The 23429-nt window shown below is 69.3% G+C and carries 27 protein-coding genes and 1 tRNA gene; 19 read left to right on the top strand and 9 right to left on the bottom strand.

The window, feature by feature from the left end; translation table 11 throughout:
• Window positions 1-90: 90 nt before the first annotated feature.
• The 7 genes from QN163_03630 to QN163_03660 all read right to left on the bottom strand — a co-directional run bounded on the left by QN163_03630 (window position 91) and on the right by QN163_03660 (window position 4823).
• On the bottom strand, window positions 91-474 hold the full coding sequence (locus QN163_03630) for a hypothetical protein (protein ID MDR5683102.1): 384 nt from the start codon (window positions 472-474) through the stop codon (window positions 91-93).
• Window position 475: 1 nt separating this feature from the next.
• Entirely contained in the window at window positions 476-1249 is a 774-nt protein-coding gene (locus QN163_03635) for a hypothetical protein (protein ID MDR5683103.1), read from the bottom strand.
• A gap of 28 nt (window positions 1250-1277) precedes the next feature.
• Window positions 1278-1532, bottom strand: a complete 255-nt coding sequence (locus tag QN163_03640) for a hypothetical protein (GenBank protein ID MDR5683104.1) — start codon at window positions 1530-1532, stop codon at window positions 1278-1280.
• Window positions 1507-2052: a BTAD domain-containing putative transcriptional regulator gene (locus QN163_03645; protein ID MDR5683105.1), complete on the bottom strand. Its 546-nt coding sequence runs from the start codon at window positions 2050-2052 to the stop codon at window positions 1507-1509. The genes QN163_03640 and QN163_03645 overlap by 26 nt, the downstream gene beginning before the upstream one ends.
• A gap of 359 nt (window positions 2053-2411) precedes the next feature.
• On the bottom strand, window positions 2412-3152 hold the full coding sequence (locus QN163_03650) for a glycosyltransferase family 2 protein (protein ID MDR5683106.1): 741 nt from the start codon (window positions 3150-3152) through the stop codon (window positions 2412-2414).
• Window positions 3149-3505 (bottom strand): hypothetical protein, encoded by a 357-nt coding sequence (locus tag QN163_03655; protein MDR5683107.1) that lies wholly within the window; start codon window positions 3503-3505, stop codon window positions 3149-3151. Before QN163_03655 ends, QN163_03650 begins: the two co-directional genes overlap by 4 nt.
• A 58-nt stretch (window positions 3506-3563) precedes the next feature.
• Complete coding sequence (locus QN163_03660; protein MDR5683108.1) at window positions 3564-4823, bottom strand: phospholipid carrier-dependent glycosyltransferase; 1260 nt, start codon at window positions 4821-4823, stop codon at window positions 3564-3566.
• A gap of 231 nt (window positions 4824-5054) precedes the next feature.
• On the opposite strand from QN163_03660, the gene QN163_03665 reads away from it, so the two are divergent.
• The 4 genes from QN163_03665 to QN163_03680 all read left to right on the top strand — a co-directional run bounded on the left by QN163_03665 (window position 5055) and on the right by QN163_03680 (window position 9069).
• Window positions 5055-5131, top strand: a tRNA-Met gene (locus tag QN163_03665).
• Window positions 5104-6552, top strand: coding sequence for a tRNA lysidine(34) synthetase TilS (gene tilS, locus QN163_03670; protein MDR5683109.1), 1449 nt, complete (start codon window positions 5104-5106; stop codon window positions 6550-6552). Before QN163_03665 ends, tilS begins: the two co-directional genes overlap by 28 nt.
• A 110-nt stretch (window positions 6553-6662) precedes the next feature.
• Window positions 6663-8552 carry an ATP-dependent zinc metalloprotease FtsH gene (gene ftsH / locus QN163_03675; protein MDR5683110.1) on the top strand — a complete coding sequence of 630 codons (1890 nt, stop codon included), beginning with the start codon at window positions 6663-6665 and terminating at the stop codon, window positions 8550-8552.
• 19 nt (window positions 8553-8571) lie between these two features.
• On the top strand, window positions 8572-9069 hold the full coding sequence (locus QN163_03680) for an ECF transporter S component (protein MDR5683111.1): 498 nt from the start codon (window positions 8572-8574) through the stop codon (window positions 9067-9069).
• A 51-nt stretch (window positions 9070-9120) separates the two neighbouring features.
• Here the strand turns inward: QN163_03680 and QN163_03685 are convergent, their stop codons facing one another.
• Window positions 9121-9696: an isochorismatase family protein gene (locus QN163_03685; protein ID MDR5683112.1), complete on the bottom strand. Its 576-nt coding sequence runs from the start codon at window positions 9694-9696 to the stop codon at window positions 9121-9123.
• Between the two features lie 140 nt (window positions 9697-9836).
• Here QN163_03685 and QN163_03690 point away from each other — a divergent pair, with 140 nt between their 5' ends.
• Both QN163_03690 and QN163_03695 read left to right on the top strand, forming a co-directional pair.
• Window positions 9837-10295, top strand: a complete 459-nt coding sequence (locus QN163_03690) for a hypothetical protein (protein ID MDR5683113.1) — start codon at window positions 9837-9839, stop codon at window positions 10293-10295.
• Between the two features lie 8 nt (window positions 10296-10303).
• Entirely contained in the window at window positions 10304-10675 is a 372-nt protein-coding gene (locus tag QN163_03695) for an ASCH domain-containing protein (protein MDR5683114.1), read from the top strand.
• Here QN163_03695 and QN163_03700 read toward each other — a convergent pair.
• Complete coding sequence (locus QN163_03700) at window positions 10662-11258, bottom strand: RNA 2'-phosphotransferase (GenBank protein MDR5683115.1); 597 nt, start codon at window positions 11256-11258, stop codon at window positions 10662-10664. The genes QN163_03695 and QN163_03700 overlap by 14 nt on opposite strands.
• Window positions 11259-11356: 98 nt before the next feature.
• Here QN163_03700 and ftcD point away from each other — a divergent pair, with 98 nt between their 5' ends.
• The 13 genes from ftcD to QN163_03765 all read left to right on the top strand — a co-directional run bounded on the left by ftcD (window position 11357) and on the right by QN163_03765 (window position 23411).
• Window positions 11357-12388, top strand: coding sequence for a glutamate formimidoyltransferase (gene ftcD, locus QN163_03705; protein MDR5683116.1), 1032 nt, complete (start codon window positions 11357-11359; stop codon window positions 12386-12388).
• 16 nt (window positions 12389-12404) lie between these two features.
• Window positions 12405-12815 (top strand): BsuPI-related putative proteinase inhibitor, encoded by a 411-nt coding sequence (locus tag QN163_03710; GenBank protein MDR5683117.1) that lies wholly within the window; start codon window positions 12405-12407, stop codon window positions 12813-12815.
• 16 nt (window positions 12816-12831) lie between these two features.
• Complete coding sequence (gene folB, locus QN163_03715; GenBank protein MDR5683118.1) at window positions 12832-13215, top strand: dihydroneopterin aldolase; 384 nt, start codon at window positions 12832-12834, stop codon at window positions 13213-13215.
• Window positions 13212-13733, top strand: a complete 522-nt coding sequence (gene folK, locus QN163_03720) for a 2-amino-4-hydroxy-6-hydroxymethyldihydropteridine diphosphokinase (protein ID MDR5683119.1) — start codon at window positions 13212-13214, stop codon at window positions 13731-13733. The genes folB and folK overlap by 4 nt, the downstream gene beginning before the upstream one ends.
• A 12-nt stretch (window positions 13734-13745) precedes the next feature.
• Window positions 13746-14393, top strand: a complete 648-nt coding sequence (locus QN163_03725) for a deoxynucleoside kinase (protein ID MDR5683120.1) — start codon at window positions 13746-13748, stop codon at window positions 14391-14393.
• Window positions 14390-15160 (top strand): biotin--[acetyl-CoA-carboxylase] ligase, encoded by a 771-nt coding sequence (locus QN163_03730; GenBank protein ID MDR5683121.1) that lies wholly within the window; start codon window positions 14390-14392, stop codon window positions 15158-15160. Before QN163_03725 ends, QN163_03730 begins: the two co-directional genes overlap by 4 nt.
• A 58-nt stretch (window positions 15161-15218) precedes the next feature.
• Entirely contained in the window at window positions 15219-16184 is a 966-nt protein-coding gene (locus tag QN163_03735; GenBank protein MDR5683122.1) for a P1 family peptidase, read from the top strand.
• Between the two features lie 137 nt (window positions 16185-16321).
• Window positions 16322-17116: an ECF transporter S component gene (locus QN163_03740; protein ID MDR5683123.1), complete on the top strand. Its 795-nt coding sequence runs from the start codon at window positions 16322-16324 to the stop codon at window positions 17114-17116.
• Window positions 17117-17135: 19 nt separating this feature from the next.
• Complete coding sequence (locus tag QN163_03745; GenBank protein MDR5683124.1) at window positions 17136-17924, top strand: type III pantothenate kinase; 789 nt, start codon at window positions 17136-17138, stop codon at window positions 17922-17924.
• A 42-nt stretch (window positions 17925-17966) separates the two neighbouring features.
• Window positions 17967-18944 (top strand): quinate 5-dehydrogenase, encoded by a 978-nt coding sequence (locus tag QN163_03750; GenBank protein MDR5683125.1) that lies wholly within the window; start codon window positions 17967-17969, stop codon window positions 18942-18944.
• A gap of 15 nt (window positions 18945-18959) precedes the next feature.
• Window positions 18960-20084 carry a shikimate dehydrogenase gene (locus tag QN163_03755; protein ID MDR5683126.1) on the top strand — a complete coding sequence of 375 codons (1125 nt, stop codon included), beginning with the start codon at window positions 18960-18962 and terminating at the stop codon, window positions 20082-20084.
• 160 nt (window positions 20085-20244) lie between these two features.
• Window positions 20245-20718: a transcription elongation factor GreA gene (greA, locus tag QN163_03760; protein ID MDR5683127.1), complete on the top strand. Its 474-nt coding sequence runs from the start codon at window positions 20245-20247 to the stop codon at window positions 20716-20718.
• Between the two features lie 233 nt (window positions 20719-20951).
• Window positions 20952-23411: an ATP-dependent Clp protease ATP-binding subunit gene (locus QN163_03765; protein MDR5683128.1), complete on the top strand. Its 2460-nt coding sequence runs from the start codon at window positions 20952-20954 to the stop codon at window positions 23409-23411.
• The last annotated feature ends 18 nt before the right edge of the window (window positions 23412-23429 follow it).

Raw genomic sequence — 23429 nt, forward strand, 5'->3', positions numbered from 1 at the left:
TGAAGTCATATCAGTTCAAGACTGGATCACTCACCTACCTGCCACGAGGGGGCGGGGTAACCCGCCCCCTCGCCAGGGGTGTACGCCTAGCTACTGCGAAGGGCCATCCAAGATGGTCCGCTGGTTCCGTAGCCGGGTTGGCAGCATTTGGCCGGCGTCAGGCGCACAATCGCGAAAGTCGGAGGGGCCGAGTCCCACGATGGCATGCGCTTCGGTACGGCCGTCGTCTCCCTCCAGGCCGGTGGCCAGGTTGACTGTCAACGTGACGGTCGAGCCGGTCAAGGCGACGGTTGCGGTACCCGTCACCGCAAAGTCTGATATTCTATGCACGTTGTACGTGCCGTCCGCGTTCCTCGGTGCAAAATACCCGCCGTCGATGAAGTGGTCCAGTCCTTGGCCGAATCCGCATACACTCCCCATGGCCGCCCCTGTGGTGCGATCGAGGTCGCTGTTGAAGCCGACCAGGAAGACCATCTCAGAAGCGCTTGGCGAGGCTCCAGCGGCTGGAAGGACGGGAGCCGGGCTCGTCCAGAGGCGAACCTGGAGGGTAGTCGTATCTCAAGCGCCCGCCGGAGGACGGCCCGCGCGCTGAGCGTCCTTCGAGCCGAGGATCTGTCCCAGGCGCCACATCGCCTCGGCCTGGCTCGCTGGCATCCGGTGCCTGTGCGACCACGCGCTCCAGCCACTCCGCCGCCTGCTGGCGGGCCCCGCGGGCGACCGCCGCTTCGGCGGCCCGCACCAGCCAGGCCAGAGCGCGCTGCGGATGCCCCCCTGCCTCCCAGTGGTGCGCGATCCGCGCCGGGTCGGCCGGAGGCCCTTCGAGATGGGACGCCACTGCCCGATTCAGGGCGGCGCTCGCGGCAGCGGGCGCGGAAGCCAGCACGGCTTCCATCAGGAGGTCGTGCGTGAACCGACCCCGCCGTGTGATCTGCGCTGCCTCGAGTTCGGCCACGGCGTCGGCCAGGCGGGTCTCGTTGAAGCGCAGCGCTGTCGCTGCCAGCGCTTCGGTGAACTCCGGGCCGGCGACCGCCATGACGCGCGCCAGCTGGCGCGCGTCCTCGGACAGCCTGTCCAGGCACTGCCGGATCACTGCTCCGACGCGCTGCGGCAGGGGGATGCGTCGGGGTACCTCACCTCCCAGCGCACCTGCTTCGAACAAGGTTTTCATCGTTTCGACGACGAACAGCGGGTTGCCGCCGGTCAACCTCATGACGTCCTCGGCCAGACGGTCAGGGTCCTCGATGCCCATACCGGACAGCAGATCCCTTACGCCGGCCTCATCGAGCGGACGGACCTCGATGAGGACCCCGATCCCCGCCGCTCTCCACCTGCTGTGCCCATTCCGCCGGCATCTCCGCCGGTCGGAACGTGTGGATCCACCGCAGGCCACCGGGCAACGGATCGGTTGAGGTGGTCTTGGACACCAGGTAGTCTCCGAACTCGACCCCGAACTCCAACGCCAGCCGCGTCTTGCCCACCCCCGGCTCGCCGGCCAGGAAAATGACCTCACCGGCGTTCCACGCGGCTTCCATCTGCGCCCACTCCCGCTCGCGGCCGGCCAGCACCGGCGGTCGGAGCAGCGCCGGGGGGGATCGGACTCCTGCGCCCGGCCGTCCCGGGCAGGACGGTGCCTCGCTCGATCTGACGCGCCAGAGCCACGGTCTCGGGCAGGGGATCGACACACAGCGTTTGTCTGAGGATCGCCTGGCAGCGGTGGTAGGCTTGGAGCGCCGCGGGCCGGTCGTTGTTCAGGTAGTGAAGCCGCATGATCCTGCGGTGGGCGGCTTCGGACACCGGCTCCATCTCCAGCAGCACCTGCGCGGTCGCCAGTGCGGCGTTGAAGTCGCCGTCGGCCTCGAACCGGTCGGCCTCGCACTCCAGGGCGGCGCGCTGGGCCTGGCGGACGCGCTCGCGCTCCGCGAGCATCCACTCGTCCAGCTCGTCGCAGTCCGCGTAGTCCATGCCTGCCAAGAGTTCGCCGACGGCGCTCGCGACGGGATGTCCCCGGCCTTGGGCCGACCCTCCGAGCACACGGGTGACGTCTACGTCCACGTTGGGAGCCAGCGCCAGGGGATCCTCCCCTCGGATGATCGGTCCGGTGGCGCGGAGGCGGTGCAGGAGCTGGCAGAGGTTGTTGCGGGCGGCGGACTCGCTGCTGTCGGGCCACAGCAGGCTGGCGGCGAGGGATCGGGAGACCGGCCCCGCGATGCCAGGTAGGCGAGGAGGGCAGCCGTCTTGCCGTCGAGGTAGCAGACGTCCCCGCGGGGCCCATGCAGGCGCGGAGCCCCGAGCAGGTCGAGGCGCCAGGGGTGCTGCCTCGTTGCATGTGTGGCAGTTTTCGAACGCATCTCGAACGCGGCCGGACCGGCTGCGGGCTGGCCGGGACGTGAGGCTGGACCGCCGTCGGAATTCTACGACGCGCGGGGCCGCAACTCCGCCCGCAGTCGCCACAATTCAAGGAACGCGCGCAGGACCACTCTTGGGTTGCCGCCGCTAGGCTTTCCCCACCGCCGCGGGTAGTGCGAGACGCCGACTTCCATGATGCGGGCGCCCCGGTGGGAAAGCCGGCACAGCAGTTCGGTGCTGACGAAGGCGCCCTCGGAGCGCAGGGGGAGGTCTGCGACCAGCGACCGGCGGAGGAGCTTGAACGCGCAGTCGATGTCCCGTACGCGCAGGCCAAACAGCGCCCGCACGAGCAGGTTCCACATCCGACCGAACAGCTTGCGGTGAAAAGGATCGCGGCGGCGGAGGCGGTAGCCGACGACCACGTCCGCTTTGTGCGTTTGGGGCAACAGGCGGCCGATCTCCCGGAGATCGAACTGCGCGTCGGCGTCGCTGAAGAAGACCCACTCGTGGCGGGCGGCGGCAAACCCGGTGCGGAGAGCGGCTCCGTAGCCGCGGTTGCGGTCGTGGCGCACCAGCCGCACCCGCGGGTCTTCCCGTTGCAGGCGGAGGACGACATCAGCCGTGCCGTCGATGCTGCCGTCGTCGACGACGATCACCTCGAACGGCACACCCAGAGCGCTCAGCACGTCCACCGCGTTTCGGACGGTGGTCTCGACGTTGCCCTCTTCGTTGTGGGCGGGGAAGAAGGCGGAGATCCCGGCCGGGAGCCGACCGCCGACCTCCGCCGACCGCCGGCGGTCGCTCACGCGCTGCTGCTCACCAGGATCAGCCCGAAGACGATCGCCGCGATTCCCGCGATACGGACCGCCGGGATGATCTCCTGGAACAGAAACGCCGACGCCAGCAGGACGATCACGTATCCCAGCGACAGCATCGGATAGGCGAGGCTCAGCGGCGCGCGGGACAGGACCACGATCCACAGCACGCTGGCCACACCGTACAGCAAGAAGCCACCGAGGATGTGAGGGCTGGTCGCGATGCGCCACAGCAGCATCCCGACGTCAGGGATCGCTCCCAGCCGTACCGCTCCGGCCTTGAGGAGGATCTGCCCGACGGCACCGAGCACGACGGAGAGGAGGATCAGCAAGACGACCGTCACGTTTCGCCTCGCAAGGTCGGTCTGGTGTTGGAACCAACGGCGGACGGAATCCACGACGCTACACCCAGGAGCGTATCCAGATCCACCACCGCAGCCAGTGCGCGGGCACCGGGTAGGCGGTGAGGACCGGTAGATAGTACACGAACACCAAAGCGGCGACAACCAGATACGCGGTCACCCAGCGCAGTCCCGTCCGCGCCGCCGCGGCGTCTGCCAGGGACAGCAGCGCCAGGTAGGCGAACGGCAGCGCGGGCAGCATGTGATAGACGAACAGCAGCCGCCCGATCACCGCGTAGGGCAGATAGGTCAGACCGAACCCGGCTGCCACGAACACATCCTCCAGCCGCCGGTGCGTCCAGCCGCGCCAGGCCACGAGTGCGATCGCGGGGATGGCTGCCCACCACAACAGCGGGTTTCCCACCGCGAACACGCCGGTCATCGTCCCGCCGGTGGCTTCGTAGTGGTACCACATCGGCCGCAGCAGCAACGGCCACGTCCACCACGCGCTCGTGTACGGGTGCGTCGCCTGGAGCGTGCTGTGGTAACCGTACATGTTGCGGTGCAGGCGCAGCACGTCTCCGAGGGTTTCGCCGCGGGCGAGGTGCGGGGCGTAGGAGGCCGCGTAGACCACCAGCGGCAGGAGCAGCAGCGCGGCCGCAGCGTGTCCAGGCCGCACGCGCATCGCACCGCGTCGCCAGGCGAGGATCGTGGCGAAGACGAGGACGGCGGTGGTCGCCGCGCCGGTCCACTTGGTGGCTGCTGCCCCCCCGGCGCACAGGCCGGCGAGATACAACCACCTCAGGCGGCCGCTGCGCAGCGCCGCCCACCAGAATGCGTAGGCCGCGACGGCGAAGCCGACGAGGAAGATTTCCGGTTTTGCGATGCGCGACTCCACGAGAAAGAACGGCTCGATCGTACCCACGAACGCCAGCAGGACGCCCTTGCGCGGGTTGTCGAAGACCCAGCAGCCCAGCAGGTACAGCGCCGCGATCAACAGGACACCGAACAGAGCCGGTGCCACCCGCCATCCTCGGGGGGTGAGGCCGAACACTCGCACGCCCGCGGCGATCAGCAGCTTGGACAGCGGCGGGTGTGTCCACTCGTAGATCGGCGCGCCGGTGAGGTACTCCTGAGCGGTGCGTGCGTAGTAGATCTCGTCGAAGTACTGCGCAGGTGGCTGATCGACACGCCACAAACGCAGGCCGGCCGCGGCGACGAGCAGCGCGACCACCAGCCAGATCGTCTGCGGATCCCTGGGCCGCGACAGGCTGACCGCGAGGTTCCGATCTCCGACCCCTGAGCCCCGGTCCGTGACCACCGGCCTTGATCGTACCGCTGCTGTTTGACATCGCCAAGGCGCCTGTGGTAGCGTGCGCGCTAGACCAAGGTGGTCAACGGGAAAGGAGGTGGTGCCCACTTGAGTAGAACACCCATCCCGGCCCACCTGGAGGGCGAAGTCTAGCAAGGCAAGTCCCGGCGGTGGGCCGGGACTTTTTGTTCGCCGCGCGGGTCGGCCCGCCACCGCCGACTCCTGTATACTGTCTGTGTCGGCGGCGTAGCTCAGTTGGTCAGAGCACGCGGTTCATACCCGCGGTGTCGTGGGTTCGAATCCCTCCGCCGCCACCACGACGGCCACGGTCATGCTCCCGCCCAGGACGGTCATTCGCCGGATCCAGCGCGACGTCGAACGTCACGGCCTGTTCGGTCCCGAAACCCGCATCCTCGTGGCCTGCTCGGGCGGACGGGATTCTGTGGCGCTGCTGCTGGCGCTGCGCGGATTTGGGGCGCCCTGGCGCCTAAGCCTCGAAGTAGGACACGTCCACCACGGCCTGCGGAAATCCGCGGACGCCGACGCCGCCTTCGTGCAGGGTCTGTGCCGCGACCTCGGGATGCCGGTGCACGTCGAGCGTGTGGAGGGGCTGGACGGCGCCGGCCTCGAAGCCCGCGCCCGCCAGGCGCGCTACGAGGCGTTGAGACGGATGGCGGAACGAGCCGGCGCGCCACTGGTGGCCACGGGCCACACGATGGACGACCAGGCCGAGACGGTCCTGCTCAGGTTGCTGCGGGGAGCGGGTCCCGGTGCGCTGGCGGGGATCCTGCCCCGGCGCACGCTGGGCGGGGGCGTCGACGTCGTTCGCCCCCTGCTGTGGACGCGGCGAGCCGACCTGGAGGTGCTGGTGCGGGATGCCGGGGTCGGCTGGCGCGAGGACGAAACGAACCGCGACTTGCGGATCGCCCGCAACCGCATCCGCCACCGCGTGCTGCCGGTGCTCGCCGAAGAAAACCCCCGCGTCGTCGAGACGCTGGCTCACGTCGCCGAGATCGTAAGAGAGGAGGAAACCGAGTGGGTGGAGCGAACGCTGCGAGCGCTCGCCGCCGTCGCGCAAGCGGAGGGCGGGAGCTGGAGAATCTCGCTGCATCGGTTTCGGGAGCTGCCCGTCGCGCTGCAGCGGCGCGTGCTCCGCGAGGTTGCCGCGCGCGCGGGAAACGAAGACGGGATTTCCTTCGTTCAGTTGGAAAACGTACGGTGGCAGGCCCTGCGCGGTCGGACCGGCAGCGAGACGACCCTGCCGGGCGGCCTGCGGGCGCGGCGCACGTCGGAGGAGCTCGTCATCGGCACACCGTCGGAGGAAGAACTGCCCGCGGTCGAGGTGTGTTTGCCGGTGCCCGGGCGCGTGCTGTCGACCGAACTCGGGTTGCTGGTGGAGACCTCGGTCGAGCCGGCGGACGCGCCGCGGGAACCGCGCGGCACATGGGAGGTCGAGCTCGACCCGGAGGTCGCAGCGTCCGGGCTGGTGCTGCGGAACCGCCGGCCCGGCGACCGCCTGAACCTTCCGGGTGTGCGCGGCGGGCGCAAGGTATCGGACGTGCTCACGGACGCGAAGGTACCGCGCTGGGAACGGGGCCGCGTCGGCGTCATCGCGGCGCCGAGCGGGGAGGTGCTGTGGGTCATCGGGCACCGGGCGGCCGCCCGGGCACGGCCGCGGGTGGGCTCAAAGCGGCGGGTGCGGGTTCGCGCGTGGCCGTTGATCGCATCCAACGGCTGAGCGGAGACCGCGCCGGCCGGATGCTATACTGATCGCGCCGGCCGCGTCTTCCGGTGGGACCGGGCGATCGAGGAGGTCGGTTCGTGGCCAACCGCTACGTGCGAAGCCTGATGGTATGGGCACTGGTCATCACCGTGGTGATGTTCGTGCTGGTGCCCATGTACCGGAGCACGCGGAACGTCCCCCGCCAGGTGGACTTCAGCGAGTTTCTCACCATGGTCGAATCCGGCCAGGTCGCCGGCAGGGTCGTGTTCAACGAGGACGCCAGCACGATCACAGGCCAGCGCAAGGACGGTCAGCCGTTCCGCACCACGTACTCGAAGGAGACCACCGCGCAGGTGCAGGCGCTGTTGCGCGAGAAGGGGATCCCGTTCGGGGTCGAAGCATCCGCCCGCAACTCGCCCTGGCCGAACCTGTTGAGCACCTTCCTCCCGCTCATCTTGATCATCGGCCTGTGGTTTCTGATGATCCGCCAGGCCCAGTCCGGCAGCAACCAGGCGATGTCGTTCGGCAAGAGCCGCGCCCGGCTCCACCAGGAGTCCAAGACGAAGGTGACGTTCGACGACGTCGCCGGCTGCGACGAGGCCAAGGAGGAACTGCAGGAGATCATCGAGTTCCTCAAGCACCCGAAGAAATTCCAGGCGCTGGGCGCGAAGATCCCGCGGGGCGTGCTCCTGGTCGGACCGCCGGGATCGGGCAAGACGCTGCTGGCCAAAGCGGTGGCCGGAGAGGCCGGTGTGCCGTTCTTCTCCATCTCCGGTTCGGAGTTCGTCGAGATGTTCGTCGGGGTCGGCGCGTCGAGGGTCCGGGATCTGTTCGAGCAGGCGAAGAAGAGCGCGCCGTGCCTGTTGTTCATCGACGAGATCGACGCCGTCGGTCGGCAGCGGGGCGCGGGTCTGGGTGGCGGCCACGACGAGCGCGAGCAGACGCTCAATCAGTTGCTGGTCGAGATGGATGGCTTCGACCCCAACGCCGGCATCATCGTGATCGCGGCGACGAACCGTCCGGACATCCTCGACCCGGCGCTGCTGCGGCCCGGCCGCTTCGACCGGCGCGTGGTGGTCGACAACCCGGACACCAAGGGGCGCAAGGCCATCCTGGAGGTGCACCTGCGCGGCAAGCCGCTGGCCGAGGACGTCAACGTGGACGTGTTGGCCAAGCGCACCCCGGGGTTCTCGGGCGCGGATCTGGCGAACCTGGTGAACGAAGCCGCGCTGCTCGCGGCGCGGCGCAACAAGCGCCGCATCACGATGGCCGAGTTCGACGAGGCGGTGGAGCGCGTCATCGCCGGCCCGCAGCGGCGCAGCCGGGTGCTGTCCCAGAAGGAGCGCGAGCTGGTGGCGTTCCACGAGGCCGGGCACGCGATCCTGCGCAAGCTGCTCCCGCACGCCGACCCGCCGCACAAGGTCACGATCGTCTCGCGCGGCATGGCGCTGGGATACGTCATGGGCATGCCGCCGGAGGATCGCTACACGCGTACGCGCGCAGAGCTGCTGGACGAGATCACGGTCGCGATGGGCGGCCGCGTGGCAGAGGATCTGGTGTTCGGCGAGGTGACGACGGGCGCCGAGAACGACTTCGAGCAGGCCACCGACATGGCGCGCCGCATGGTCACCGACTTCGGCATGTCCGAGAAGCTCGGTCCGATGTCGCTGGGCAAGCGGCACGGTCCGGTGTTTTTGGGGCGCGACCTGGTGGAGAGCCGGAACTACAGTGAGGAAGTGGCCTACGAGATCGACAAGGAAGTGCGGCGGATCATCGACGAGTGCTACGGCCGCGCCCGCCGGATCATCGAGAGCAACCGCGACAAGCTCGAGCTCGTCGCACGGGCCCTGCTGGACAAGGAGACGCTGGATGGGGAGGAACTCGAGCGTCTGCTGAGCGGTCGCCCGCTGGACGAGCCGGTGGAGGAACGGCCAGAAGCCGCTCCCGCGCCGACCGCCGCCCCGTCCGTGGCCGCGCCCGCGGCCCCGCTGCGCCCCAAGCCGGAAGCTGGGTAGGGCGGCGGGAGGGGACCTCGTGAGCACCCGCCAGTTGACCTACGGGGCGATCTTCGCGGCGCTATACGTCGTCATCGGGCAGTTCGTGACGCAGTACCTGCCCAACCCGATGATCCCGGGGGCCGTGATCGCGCTGAACATGACCGTCGTCGTGATCGCGGGCATTCTGTTCGGTCCGGCCGTCGGGGGGATGGTCGGCCTGGTCGGGACAGCCGTCAACTTCGTCCTCACGCCGACCGCGGCCAAACCGTTCGAGGGCTGGGCCATCCTGCCCCACACCGCGATGGGCGCGGCCGCTGGCCTGGCCCGCAACGCACACCCGGTGCTCGCCTCCCTCACGATCCTCGTGGGTCACGCGCTCAACGTGCTGTTCTACGTCGCGACTGGGCTGCTGCCCCTCCGCGACGTGATCGTCGCGGGATTCGTTGTGGGCCTGGGATTCGAGACGATCGTCGACGTCGGCGTGATCGTCGCGGCCGTCTACCTGCTGCGGCCGTGGCTGCAGCCGCGCGGCTAGCGTTGCGCTGTACCGTCCGCTGTGAGAGACTGGGTCGTGACCGCGGGCTGTCTATGGGTTTGCGCCCGCGAGCAGGTCCGCCGAACGGAGGACGCGGATCCCCAACCGTTCCCACTCCCGCCGCTTGTCCGCCACCTGATCGGGGAAGACGGGCCGCGCCGCGTCCTCCACGACCGTGACGGCGAACCCCGCACGGGACGCGTCGACCGCGGTGGCGTGGACGCAGTAATCAGTGGCCAGTCCGCAGATGTACACCTCTTCGGTGCCCAGCGCGGTCAGCAGACCCGCGAGCCCCGTCCCCTGGAAGCCGGAGTACGCTTCCTCATCGGGACGCGTGGCCTTCCGCACGATGTGCGTGATCGGCTCGCGGCGCAACGCGGGGTGGAAGTCGGCTCCGGGTGTGCCCTGGACGCAGTGCGCAGGCCACGGTCCGCCGCGGTTCTCGAAGGAGACGTGGTCTGCCGGGTGCCAGTCCTGGGTCGCGACGACCGGCCGACCGGCCCGCTGGAACCGCGACGCCAGCTCGTTCACGATCGGCACGATGCGGTCCCCCTCGGCGACGGCCAGCGCACCCCCGGGGCAGAAGTCGTTCTGCAGATCGACAACGATCAAAGCCGCCCGTTCCACCCTCGGCCTCCTGCGGTTCGCGTCGTGTGCAACGGGGTCGACCTTCGCTCCGGCTATAGTATACTTCGCCTGACCGGTGCTTGCGACCGGAGTCTCGTCGATCTCACTGCGGGACCACCGGTTTGCTCGGAGGTGAGGCATTGGCAAGGGCACGCGACATCCTCCCCATGCGCCCGGTGATCGTGTACGTCGTGGCGGTCGTCGTCTTGGGGCTGCTGCTGGCGGCCTGGCAGTACCGATACGAGCAGGCCCGACGCCCTCCTTCGCCGGACGTCATCGTGCGCAACCTGACGGAGTCGTTCGTCGGCGAGGACACCGTGAAGGCGGTTCGCCTGGAAGGGACGACCGCGGAGATGGAGATCTCGATGGACGGTGTCCGCGCGCTGCCCGCCGACCGCGCCCAGTGGCGGCAGTTCTTCACCGACGTCACGGATGTGGCGGCCGAGCGGCTGTTCCAGCCGCCTCCGCAGCTGGACGATGCGGTGGTGCGGTCCCTGCAGACCGTGGTCATCCGGTACACGCTGCAAGGGCGCGAGGTCGCGCGCGGCACGAAGACCCGAGGCGCCCAGCAGGCCACCGTGACGATGCCGCAGCCGTAGCTTCGGCCGTGTACGTGCTCAACTTCTACTCGACCGTGTTCGCCGAGCAGATCCGGCAGGGGCGCAAGACCGCCACAATCCGACTGGGGGACAAGCGTGGCAAGTATGAGGCGGGGACGCTGGTGTGGGTCACCGTCGGTCGGCGGTTCGGGGAGCGGCAGAAGATCTTCACTGCCGTCATCGATCGTGTCGAGCTCAAGCAGATCCGCGATCTGTCCCCGCGGGAGATCGAGCGAGACCACCCCGAACTGCGGCGGCACGAGGAGCTGATCGAGTTCCTCGCTTCTATCTATGAGCGGCCGGTGGGCATGGACGACTGGGTCACGGTCGTGCACTTCTCGCGGGTCCGAGAATCCAACCACGCCGTCAGGGAGCCGTAGTCGCCTCGCGCGCTCCGACCGCCGGCTTTCGGGGGTCGGAGCGGACGAACTCCGGCGGGACGGCCTCGGCCAGATAGACCTCGGGGCTGCCCGCATAGAACCGCACGCCGGCGTCGTGCGCGCGCCGGGCGTGGATCGTCAGTACAACCGGCTCGGTACCGTGCCGCCGGGCCGCCTCCAGAGCCTGGGCGGGCGTGAGCGAGAGGTGGACGAACCGGCGGCCCTGCGGACGCAGCCCCTCTTTGAGGACCGCCGCCAGCCGATCCCGTGTGGTCCCGTGGTACAACCACTCCGGCGGGCGCACGGGCTCCGACGGGGGCTCGACGTCCACGCTGTGCCCGTAGCGCGCGCGGACACGGCCCTCGCGGAGTTCGAAGCGGCGGCGTCCGGGCAGGGCCAGGACGGCCTCCAGGTCCGCTGCGGTCACCGTCTCCCATCCGCGCTGCGTCCGCACCGCCTCGAGCAGGGCATCGAGCGGGACCCAACCGTGGCGGTCCAAGGCCAGCCCGACCGTCTCCGGTCGGTGCCGCAGGATCAGCGAAAGCAGGCGGCTCAGCCGCTCGGCGCGGTGGCGGTTGTGCACGGTCCGAGGACTCCGGTGAAACGCGAGGACGACCACCCGTATGATACAGGAGCGAAGGCCGGCTGCGGAGGATGGCCGGCCCAGACGGGAGACGGGCGGTGGGACCCAGCAAGCGGATGGCGACCGGCGGTGTGCCGCGGCAGGAGATGCTGGTCGAGTGCGTCCCGAACATCAGCGAGGGCCGTCGGCCGCAGACGATCGCCACCATCGCCGACGCCATCACCGCCACGCCCGGCGTCCGGCTGCTCGACGTCAGCGCCGATGCGTCTCACAATCGCTCGGTGTTCACGTTCGTGGGTCCGCCCGAACCCGTAGTGGACGCTGCGCTGGCGGCGGCGGACGTCGCGGTACGGGCGGTGGACATGCGGACGCACCGTGGCCGCCACCCGCGGATCGGGGCCGTGGACGTCGTCCCGTTCGTACCCCTGCGGGGCGTCGACATGGAGACCTGCGTCGCCCTCAGCCGCTGCTTCGCCCGTGCGCTGTGGGCGCGCCACCGCATCCCGGTGTACTTCTACGGGTACTCGGCGCTGCGCCCGAAACGGCGTTGGCTTCCCAACATCCGGCGGGGCCAGTACGAGGCGCTGAGGACGGAGATCGTCCGTCCGGAGCGGCACCCCGACGTGGGAAAACCCGAGCTGCACCCCACGGCCGGTGCGACCGCCACCGGGGCCCGTGGCTTACTCGTCGCCTGGAACGTCAACATCGTCCCCGCGCGCACGGACGTCGCGCGCGAGATCGCCCGCCGCATCCGTCAGTCGTCGGGTGGGTTCGAGGGTCTGCAGGCGATGGGCGTAGACCTGGCGGAGCGGGGCGTGGCACAGATCTCGATGAACGTGCTCGACTACCGGCGCGCGCCGCTGCACCGCGTGTTCGAGGCGATCCGGACCGAGGCCGCCGCGCGCGGGGTCGAGGTCGCCGGAAGTGAGTTCATCGGGCTGGTCCCCATGGAGGCGTTGCTCGGCGCGGCGCATCGGCACCTCGCCACCCAGGGACTGCCCGAGCCGTCTTTGGCCGACGTCGGCGCCCTCGTGGAGGCCGCCGCGAAGTTTCTGCGCGCGACCAACCTGGACCGGCTGCGCGTCCTCGAAGTGCGGCTGGAGGAAGCGGCCGGCGCATCGAGGGAATAGAAGGTGCGGCGAGGAAGTGGCCGGAAGGGGTCCGCTTCCGATCGACTTCGGGTCGCCCATGGCGGAGGCCGTCGAGGTGAGGTTGGAACTGGAGGGTCACCGGTTCTTTCCCGGTGATCCCGTCGTCCTGTCCTTGCGCGTGCGGAACGGCACCGACGCTCCGACGGTGCTGACCTGGCCAACCACGCAGCGGTACGAATTCGTGGTCGAACGCGCGGGCCAGCGGGTGTGGACCTGGTCCGAAGGGCGCGCGTTCGCCGAGATGCTGGTCGACCAGACGCTGGGTCCTCGCGCCGAGACGGTCTTCCGGGAGGTCTGGCGTACGGCGGATCCCGGCCGCTATCGAGCGCGGGGTATCCTGACGTCAGCCCCCCCGCGCGCGTCGGCGTGGGTGGACTTCGAGGTCGTTCCCGAACCGATGGAGTGAACCGACGCGACAGCACATGGATCGCATCGTCCTGAGGGACATGGCCTTCTACGGCCACCACGGCGCCCTTCCCGAGGAGCGGGAGCGGGGGCAGGTGTTCTTCGTCGATCTGGAAGTGTCTTGCGACCTCCGCGAGGCCGGCACCACCGACGCGCTGTCGGCTACGATCGACTACCGCGACCTGTACGAGCGGGTGCAGGCGGTGGTCACCGGCCCGCCGCTGTGCCTGCTGGAAGCCGTGGCGGAGCGGATCGCGGCGCAGGTCATGGCGATCGGAGCCGTCTGCGCCGTGCACGTCGAGGTACGGAAGCCCCACGCGGACGTGGGGGGCGCTCTCGCGTACGCGGCGGTGCGGATCGAACGGACAAGGCAGCCGCAAATCGGGGAATCATTGGTGTGAGGGCGGACTCGCGTCGGACGGACAGTGAAAGCGGCGCAGCGGAGAGGGTCTTCCTGTCGCTGGGGTCCAACCTCGGCGACCGCGAGGCGAACCTCCGGCGGGCCGTTGCGCTCCTGTCGGAGCACGGGGTCGCGGTCGTCCAGCGCTCGGCGGTGTACGAGACGGCTCCCGTCGGCAGGACGGACCAGCCGCCCTTTTGCAACATGGTGGTCGAGGCTAGGACGTCGCTTGCGCCGCGCGCGTTGCTCGAGCGCCTGCAGGCCATCGAGCGTACCCTCGGCAGGGTGCGGGCCCAACGGTGGGGGCCACGGACGATCGACATCGACATCCTGCTGTACGGGGACCGGGCCGTCGCCGAGTCCGACCTCCAGATCCCGCATCCGCGCATGCGGGACCGCGCGTTCGTGCTCGTACCCCTCGCCGCCATCGCCCCGGACCTGGAGCTGCCCGACGGCACGCGGATTGCTGAACTGCTTCCACGTGTCGGCGACCAGGGGGTCCGGGAGCTGTCCGAATAGGTTCGTGGCAGGATGAAATGGTACGTCGCGGTCAGCGGGAACATGGGCAGCGGCAAGTCCACGCTCACGGCGCATCTCAGCCACCGGCTCGGGTGGCAGCCATTCTACGAAGCCGTGGAGGAGAACCCCTACCTAGCAGACTTCTACGCGCACATGCAGGCCTGGTCGTTCCACAGCCAGCTGTTCTTCCTGCTCAAGCGGTTCGCGCACTGCCGGCGGATCCAATCCCTGGGCGAGCCGGTGCTCCAGGACCGCACGATCTACGAGGATGCCGAGATCTTCGCCCGCAACCTCTACATCCAGGGGCTGATGGAAGACCGGGACTACCGCTTCTACGTCGAGATCTACCAGACGCTGGTCGACCTGTTGCGCCCTCCCGACCTCGTCATCTACCTGCGGGCCTCCGTATCCACCCTGAAACGGCGGATCGCGGCCCGCGACCGGTCGTTCGAGCGGCGCGTGCCCCGCGGGTACCTGGAGCAGCTCAACCAGCGCTACGAGGAGTGGATCGCGCGTTACGAAGCCTCGCCGGTCCTCGAGGTGGACGCGGACACCCTGGTCCTCGACGACCTGGATTGGATGGTCGAAGAGATCCAGGGTCGCCTGCAGACGTTGTTCCCCCTGGCACGCGGCGGCAAGCCGACTGGGGACGGGTCGTGACGTCGGGCGAATCGTTCCTGTGCAACGACGTGAGCGCGGGGCTGCGGACGCGGTACGTGGGGCAGCGCCTGCGCTGGTTCGACACGGTCGGATCCACCAACGACGTCGCGCGCACGCTGGCGTACATGGGCGAGCCCGAGGGCACCGTCGTGGTCGCGCAGACGCAGACCGCCGGCCGCGGGCGGCTGGGCCGCCGATGGGTCTCCCCGCCGGGAGGACTGTGGTTTTCTGTGATCCTGCGGCCGATCGCCGCACCCCACGACGTCCCCCTGCTGGGCCTGGCCGCCGCCGTCGCCGCTAGCCGAGGCATCGAGCGTGCCTGCGGGGTTCGGGTCGGACTGCGCTGGCCCAACGACCTGATCGTCGCCCGAAAGAAGGTCGGCGGCATCCTGGCCGAGGCGGGGCCAGAAATCCGGTGGGTCGTTGTGGGCATCGGGATCAACGCCAACGTGGAACCCGACCGTCTGCCGGAGGGGGCGACCTCCTTGAGTGCCGTGGTCGGCGAGCCCGTGGATCGTGCGGCGCTGCTGCGCGCGATCCTCGCCGAACTGGAGACGGCCTACGAGGCCTTCCGGGGCGAGGCCCGAGCGACGCTGCTGGGGCAGTGGCGGGAACGCGCCACCACGCTAGGCAAGCGGGTGCGCGTCGACCTGCCGTCAGGAACCTACGAGGGCGTGGCCGAGTCGGTGGACGAAGACGGAGCGCTGATCCTGCGCCTGCCAGGCGGACGGACCAAGCGCATCGTCGCCGGCGAGGTCACAGGCTGACGCACTGCGGCGGTTCCTGGTACCGGTTCCTGGTACCGCGGGGGGAGGAAGGCCGAAGATGACCGGGATCACCGACGTGTGGGGCATCCGCGTGGGGCACGCCACGGACTCCGAGGCGGCCACCGGCTGCACCGTCGTGCTCTGCGAGGCCGGCGCCACCGCCGGCGTCGAGGTTCGCGGCGGGGCACCCGGGACGCGGGAGACCGACCTGCTGCACCCGCTGTGCCACGTGCAGCACGTCCACGCCGTGCTCCTGACCGGGGGCAGCGCGTTCGGGCTGGCAGCCGCCGACGGCGTGATGCGCTACCTGGAAGAGCGGGGCGTGGGCTACGACGTCGGCGTCGCCCGTGTCCCAATCGTCCCCGCGGCTGTCATCTTCGACCTGTGGTTGGGCCGCCCCGACGTCCGACCGGGTCCGCAGATGGGCTACCTCGCCTGCCAGGCGGCCTCGGGTGGACCCGTGGAAGAGGGATCCGTCGGCGCCGGCACCGGTGCGACTGTGGGGAAGGTCTGGGGCCCTGCCGGCGCGATGAAGGGGGGTGTGGGGACCTCCGCCCAGACGCTTGCCGACGGCGCGGTCGTCGGTGCGCTCGTGGTGGTGAATCCGGTCGGCGACGTCATGGCACCCGACGGTTCGGTCCTGGCCGGCACGCGCGACCCCCAGACCGGCCGCCTGGTGGGATCCACCGAACTGCTCCGGCAGGGGATCATACCCGCGCGCCTGCGCGGGAACACCGTCATCGGCGTGGTCGCGACGAACATGCAGCTGTCGAAGGTGGACTGCAACCGGCTCGCCCGGATCGCCCACCATGGGCTGGCCGCGGCCGTCTCCCCCTCGCACACGACGCTGGACGGTGATACCTTCTTCACGCTCAGCACCGGCCAGGTCGCCGGGCACTACGACGCCGTGGCGGCCGCAACACCGGCCGTCGTGGCTGAGGCAATCCGCCGGGCCGTCCGGGCGGCCAGGGGAGTGCATGGGATCCCCGGGCTCGCCGACGCCGCTGCATCGGCCCACGGATAGCGGGTTGCGGGCCGGCGCGCCGGGATGTTACGCTCCGCGTGGTGGCCGGCATCCCCTGGGGAGCCGGACCCCCGGCGAACCGACTGGCTTCGGTCCGTCCGGTACTGGTTGGAACCAGACTGGAACGGAGGTGTGAAATGAACCCGTACGCCCCGGCCTCTCCCCACATGCGGAGGGGCCTTCGCTTTGGTGCCCAAGACATCACCATGGTTGGGGTGCTGGGTGCGGTGGCCATCGCGCTCGGCTTCATCCCGGGTCTGGGGTTCATTCCGGCGCCCACGCCTGCGGGCGCGGCCACGACGATGCACATCCCGGCGATCCTCGCGGGAATCTTGCGGGGACCCCTGGCGGGCGCGCTGGTGGGCGCGATCTTCGGGTTCGCGAGCTTCACGCGAGCGACCCTTCCGTTCTTCAAGAACCCGGTGATCGCGTTCGGCCCGCGGATCCTGATCGGCGTGATGGCCTACTACGCGTTCGTCTTGCTGTCGCGTCGCACGTCGCGCGCCGCGGCCGCCGTGATCCTGGGCGCCACTGCCTACACGATCCTGGGGCCCGGCGCGGCGGCGTTCGAGCAGGCGTTTGCGGCCGGCCGGGTGGAGGCCAACTGGCTGGTGAACGCCTACCACGCCGTGGCGTCCGCGATGACCGCGCAGAGCTGGGTCGTGCCCGTGCTGGCCGGTGCAGTGGTCGGTGCGGGGGCCTTCGCACTCCTGCGCGGCGAGAACGCCCCGCCGGCGGCGGCCGCGGTGGTCGGGACGCTCACCAACACCGTCGGCGTCCTGGGGCTGATCATGCTGTTCTTCGGTTGGCCGCTGGGGACGGCGATCTTCATCGGTGCGACGCACGGCCTCCCCGAAGCGCTGCTCGCGACCGTGATCGTCGTCCCGGTCTACCGGGCGGTGAAGGCAGCAGGGCTGGCCGGCGGCCGGTAGCGGGCAGGACCACAGATCGATGCTGCTGGCGATCAACGTCAACAACACCCTCATCAAAGCCGCCGTCTACCCGGACCCGACGCGGGACGGAGACCCCCTGCTGCACTGGCGGATCTCGACCGACTGGGAGAAGACCGAAGACGAGTACGGCATCCTGTTCCGCGATCTGTTCGACCACAGGGGCCTGTCGATGCGGGACGTCAGCGATGTCGCGATCGCGTGCGTGGTGCCCCCGCTGATGGACACGATGGAACGGTTGGCGGAGCGCTACTTCGGCGTGGCACCCCTGATGGTCGGACCCGGCGTGCGGACCGGGATGCGGATCCTGTATGAGAACCCCCGCGAGGTCGGCGCCGACCGGATCTGCAACGCGGTCGCGGCCTATGCGAAGTACGGGGGTCCGGCCATCGTGACCGACTTCGGGACCGCGACCACTTTCACGGCGGTATCGGCCGAAGGCGACTTCCTGGGCGGGGCGATCGCCCCGGGGATCGGGATCTCGATGGACGCGCTGGCCGAGCACACCGCGCAGCTTCCCCGCATCGAACTGGAAAGACCGCGGGCCGTCATCGGCCGGACGACGGTGACGGCGATGCAGTCGGGGATCTTCTACGGCTTCGTCGGACAGGTGGAGGAGATCGTCCGACGCATGCGGCAGGAGATCGGCGGCCGGCCGGTCGTGATCGCCACCGGTGGCTGGGCCGGTCTGCTAGCCGCGGAACTCTCCTGCATCGACCACCATGACCCCCTGCTGACACTGGACGGACTGCGGATCCTCTATCTCAAGAACGCTCCGCGCAGCGGGTAGCACGGCGGCAACGCCCCCCGGCCGTGCTACCCTGTTGGCAGCATGAAGCACGTGGTGGGCGTCAGCCTCGGGTCGTCCCGGCGCGATGCGCGTGCCGAACTGCGACTGCTGGGCGAAGACGTCGTCATTGAGCGGATCGGTACGGATGGCGACAAGCGGCGCCTGGTCCGTCTGCTCCAAGAGCTCGACGGCCGGGTAGACGCGATCGGCCTGGGGGGCATCGACCTGTTCCTGCAGGCCGGCACGCGACGCTATTATATGCGGGATGCGCTGCGATTCGCCCGCCACGTCCGCAAGACTCCGCTCGTGGACGGCAGCGGCATCAAGAACTCCTGGGAACCCCACGTCGTCCTCGACTACCTGCCCCAGCAGATCGGGTACGGGTTTTCCGGCCGCCGTGTACTGCAGGTCAGTTCCGTGGACCGGTACGGCATGGCCTGGGCCTTCTGGAAGGCGGGCGCACAGGTGGTGTACGGCGACTTCCTGTTCGCCCTGGGGTTTCCCATCCCGTTGCGGTCGTTGCGCTCGGTGCACGTCCTCGCCGCCGTCCTGCTGCCGGTCCTCACGAAGCTGCCGCTGGAGTGGCTCTACCCGATCGGCCCCCGGCAGGACAAGATCACGCCGCGTTACGGCCACGCGTTTCGATGGGCGGAGGTGATCGCCGGCGACTTCCACCTAATCCGGCGGTTCATGCCCGACGACCTGACCGACAAGGTCGTCCTGACGCAGACGATCACGCCTCAGGACGTGGCGGAACTCCGACGCCGGGGGGTGGGGATGCTGGTGACGATGGCCCCCGAGCTCAACGGCCGCTCGTTCGCCACCAACCTCCTGCAGGCCCTGGTCGTGGCCTTCGCTGGGAAGGATCCCGACGCGCTCTCGCCGCAAGAATACGTCGACTGGATGTATCGATTCGACTTCCGGCCCAGGGTCGAGTGGCTGAGCGAACCCCGGGCGCCCGACCTCAGGGCGCTGCACGAGCGGCTGCGGGCTGCGGACCGTAACCTGGCCGGCCGCTGAACGCCGAGGACCGAGATGCAACGCTTCGCCTTCGTCATCCACCCCCTGTCCGTCGAGGACTTCACCCGGAAGTTCGGGTTCACGCGCCGGCTGCCCGCGCGCTGGGTGGAAGGGGCGTTCCGCCTCGTGCCGCCGTTCGTGGTCTCGCACATCACGGGGGTCCGGTCTGTGACGGGGACCGAGGCCGAAGGGTGGTTCGTCGGATTGCCTCTGACGCCGCGCACGCTGTTCGCGTCCGACCTGCGCTTCGTGTACCGGCGCCTCCTGCAGTGCGCTGAGCTGAGCGAGCGTCTGGGTGCTGGCGTCATGGGGCTGGGCGCGTTTACGGCGATCGTCGGCGACGCCGGCGTGACGGTGGCCGCCGGCGCGAAGATCGCGGTCACGACGGGCAACTCCTACACTGCCGCCACCGGCGTCGAAGGTGCACTGCTCGCCGCCCAGCGCGTGGGGATCGCCGTCGAGGAGGCTTGCGCGGTGGTCGTCGGCGCGACCGGATCGATCGGTGCGGTGTGCTCGCGGATGCTGGCCCGGAAGGTCCCACGGCTGACCCTGGTCGCCCGGAATCCGCAGCGCCTGGCCAGGCTGCGCGACGTCATCCGTTCCGAGTCGGGAGCCGAGGTGGCGGTGAGCACCGACGTGCGGGGCGCTGTCGCCGACGGCGACGTCGTGCTGACGGTCAGCAGCGCCACCGACGTGCTGATCGAGCCGGAGGACCTCAAGCCAGGCTCCGTCGTGTGCGACGTCGCGCGCCCGCGCAACGTCTCCCGTGCCGTCCACGAGCGCCGCGACGACGTGCTGGTGATCGACGGGAGCGTGATCCGACCGCCCGGCGACGTGGACTTCGGGTTCGATTTCGGTCTGCCCCCCGGGTTGTGCGACGCGTGCATGGCCGAGACCATGATCCTGGCGCTGGAAGGGCGGTACGCGAGCTTCACGCTCGGCCGCGACCTGACCCTGGAGCAGGTGGAGGAGATCGCCGCCCTCGGCCGACGGCACGGCTTCCACCTCGCCGGCTTCCGCCGTTTCGAACGGGCGATCCCCGACGAAGAGGTCGAGCGCATCCGTCGGCGCGCCGGACGCGGCCCCGGGCCGACCCCGGAGGCGGCGCGAAGTTCGGGCGCCCCCATGCCCGGCCTTTGAAATCGGCCCACCGATCGCGTATACTCCTCGGTGAAGGTGACAACCGGTTCGTATGGAACCCGATACGCTGTGGGCCCGCGCTCACGGTGTTTTCTTTTCCCTTGATCGCTGAGGTGTGGGGCACGGGCCGAGTCCGGCAGGGGAGGGATGCGGGTTGGGTATGGCGGACAAGGAGACGTACCTGACGCCCGACGGTCTGCGGAGGATCGAAGAGGAACTGGACTATCTCCGCACGATCAAGCGCCGTGAGGTCGCCGATCGAATCCGACAGGCCAAGGCGTTCGGTGACCTCAGCGAGAACTCGGAGTACGAGGACGCCAAGAACGAGCAGGCGTTCGTTGAGGGCCGCATCCTCACCCTGGAGAACCTGATTCGCAACGCCAAGCTGATCTCCGCCAACGGCCCGACGGACCAGGTGGCGATCGGCGTCCGCGTGCGCCTGCGCGAACTCGACACCGGGGAGGAGTTCGAGTACCAGATCGTGGGGTCCGCCGAAGCCGACCCGGCGAACGACCGGATCTCCAACGAGTCGCCGGTGGGGCAGGCCCTCCTCGGCCGCCGAGTGGGCGAAGTGGTGGAGGTGATCGCTCCGGCGGGCGCCGTGCGGTACGAGATCGTACGGGTCCGGGTGTGACGGGCCCTGGGGTCGGCGGAGGGCAGCGGGTCTGTGTGGCCCGGAAATCGCGCGGGCGATGTCACGCGTTGGACGAGGTGTCAGACGTGCCGGGCGACCGAATAGAGGAGTGAACCTCAAGCACTGCGAATCCGTTCACGAGGAGCACACCGGACAGTTGTAGCGTGGCACAGCGATTGCTGCACCGCTTGCAGGGTGAGTGCTTTCGGCAAGGCAGGGGGCGTTGAATGGCGATGTTCGAGCGATTCACCGAGCGCGCGCGCCGCGTGATCATTCTGGCCCAGGACGAGGCCAAGCGGCTCAACCACAGCGCGGTGGGAACGGAGCATATCCTGCTGGGCATCGTGCGCGAGGGGGAGGGTGTCGCCAGCAAAGTCCTGGACAGCCTGAACATCCCCGCGGATCGCGTCCGGGCGGAGATCGAGAGCGCCATCGGCCGGGGCGACCGCGCGCCCTTCGAGGAAGTCGCCTTCACCCCGCGTGCCAAGAAGGTCCTCGAGCTGGCACTCGACGAGGCCCGCCGGCTTGGCCACAACTACATCGGCACCGAACATTTGCTGCTCGGTCTGATCCGCGAGGGGGAGGGTGTCGCCGCCCGGGTGCTGGAGGCAATGGGCGCGGATCTGGAGCGCGTGCGGGCCCAGGTGGTCTATCTGCTCGGAGAAGAGGGCACGTCCTCGTACCCCAAGGCGTCGAGCAAGACCCCGACGTTGGACGAGTTCGGGCGGGATCTGACCAAGATGGCGCGGGAGAACAAGCTCGATCCGGTGATCGGCCGCGACCGGGAGATCGAACGCGTCATCCAGGTCCTCAGCCGGCGCACGAAGAACAACCCCGCGCTGATCGGAGAGCCCGGGGTCGGCAAGACCGCCATCGTAGAGGGGCTGGCTCAGCGCATCGTGCGGGGGGACGTGCCCGAGATCCTGCGGCACAAGCGAGTCGTGCAGCTCGACCTGGCGGCGCTCGTCGCCGGCACGAAGTACCGCGGCGAGTTCGAAGAGCGCATGAAGAAGGTGATGGACGAGATCCGCAAGGCCCAAGGAGAGGTCATCCTGTTCGTCGACGAGCTGCACACGCTCGTCGGTGCGGGGGCGGCCGAGGGGGCGATCGACGCCAGCAACATCCTCAAGCCATCCCTGGCACGGGGCGAGATGCAGTGCATCGGCGCGACGACCTTGGATGAGTTCCGGAAGTACATCGAGCGCGACGCCGCGCTGGAGCGCCGGTTCGCGCCGATCCTGGTGGCCGAACCGACCGTCGAACAGACGGTGGAGATCCTGCGGGGCCTGCGCGAACGCTACGAGGCGCACCACGGGGTGACGATCAGCGACCCCGCGCTGGTGGCCGCGGCCACGTTGGCCGAAAAGTACATCACCGACCGCTTCCTGCCGGACAAGGCGATCGATTTGATGGACGAGGCCGCTAGTCGCATCCGCCTGCAGGCGAGTTTCCTGCCGCAGGAAGTTCGCCAGGCGATGGATCGTGTCGAGAAGGCGCGCCGCGAGAAGGAAGAGGCGATCAAGAACCAGGACTTCGAGCGGGCCGCCCAGCTGCGCGACCGCGAGAAGGCCCTGCGGCAGAAGTACGAAGAGCTGGAGTCGGCGCGGAGGGCCGAACGCGGTCGGGACATGACCGTCGTCACCGACGACGACATCGCCGAGATCGTGTCGTCGTGGACCGGGATCCCGGTCACCAAGCTCGTGCAGGAGGAGACCCAGAAGCTGTTGGAGATGGAGCAGAAGCTGCACGAGCGGGTCGTCGGCCAGGACGAGGCGGTGGCCGCGGTGTCGCGCGCCGTGCGGCGCGCGCGCGCAGGGCTGAAGGATCCACGCCGCCCGATCGGGTCGTTCATCTTCTTGGGACCCACGGGCGTGGGTAAGACCGAACTGGCGCGAGCGCTGGCCGAGTTCCTGTTCGGCGACGAGAACGCGCTGGTCCGCATCGACATGTCCGAGTACAGCGAGCGTCATACGGTGTCGCGGCTGGTGGGGGCGCCTCCGGGCTACGTCGGCTTCGAGGAGGGCGGCCAGCTGACCGAGCAGGTCCGGCGGCGGCCGTACTCCGTGGTCCTGCTGGACGAGATCGAAAAGGCCCACCCGGAGATCTTCAATGTGCTGCTGCAGATCCTCGACGACGGCCGGTTGACGGACGCCCAGGGGCGTACGGTGGACTTCAAGAACTGTGTGTTGATCATGACCAGCAACGTGGGCGCGCCGCAGATCGAGCGCGACACCCCGATGCTCGGCTTCCGGGCGCTTACGGACGAGCGGGCGGAAGCGCAGCGGGCGTACGAGCGGATGCGCGAACAGGTCATGGAGGAACTTAAGCGCACCTTCCGGCCGGAGTTCCTCAACCGGATCGACGAGATCATCGTGTTCCGCGCGTTGACGCGCGAGCAGATGCACGCCATCGTGGACATTTTGCTCGAGCGCGTACGGCGTGAACTGCGCGGGCAGGGCATGGAGATCGAGTTCACCGGGTCCGCGCGCGGTCTGCTCGTGCAGGAGGGGTTCGATCCCACCTACGGCGCCCGTCCCTTGCGCCGGGCGATCCAGCGACTGGTGGAAGACCCGCTGTCAGACGAGTTGCTCCGCGGGCGGTTCAAGCACGGAGACACGGTCGTCGTGGACGTGCGGGACGGCCGGATCGTCTTCGAGGCCAAGCGCGAACCCGTGGGGGCGCAGGCGGACTGACCACGCGCCGTCGGCACC

This window comes from Armatimonadota bacterium (assembly GCA_031432545.1).
Taxonomy (GTDB): domain Bacteria; phylum Sysuimicrobiota; class Sysuimicrobiia; order Sysuimicrobiales; family Sysuimicrobiaceae; genus Caldifonticola; species Caldifonticola tengchongensis.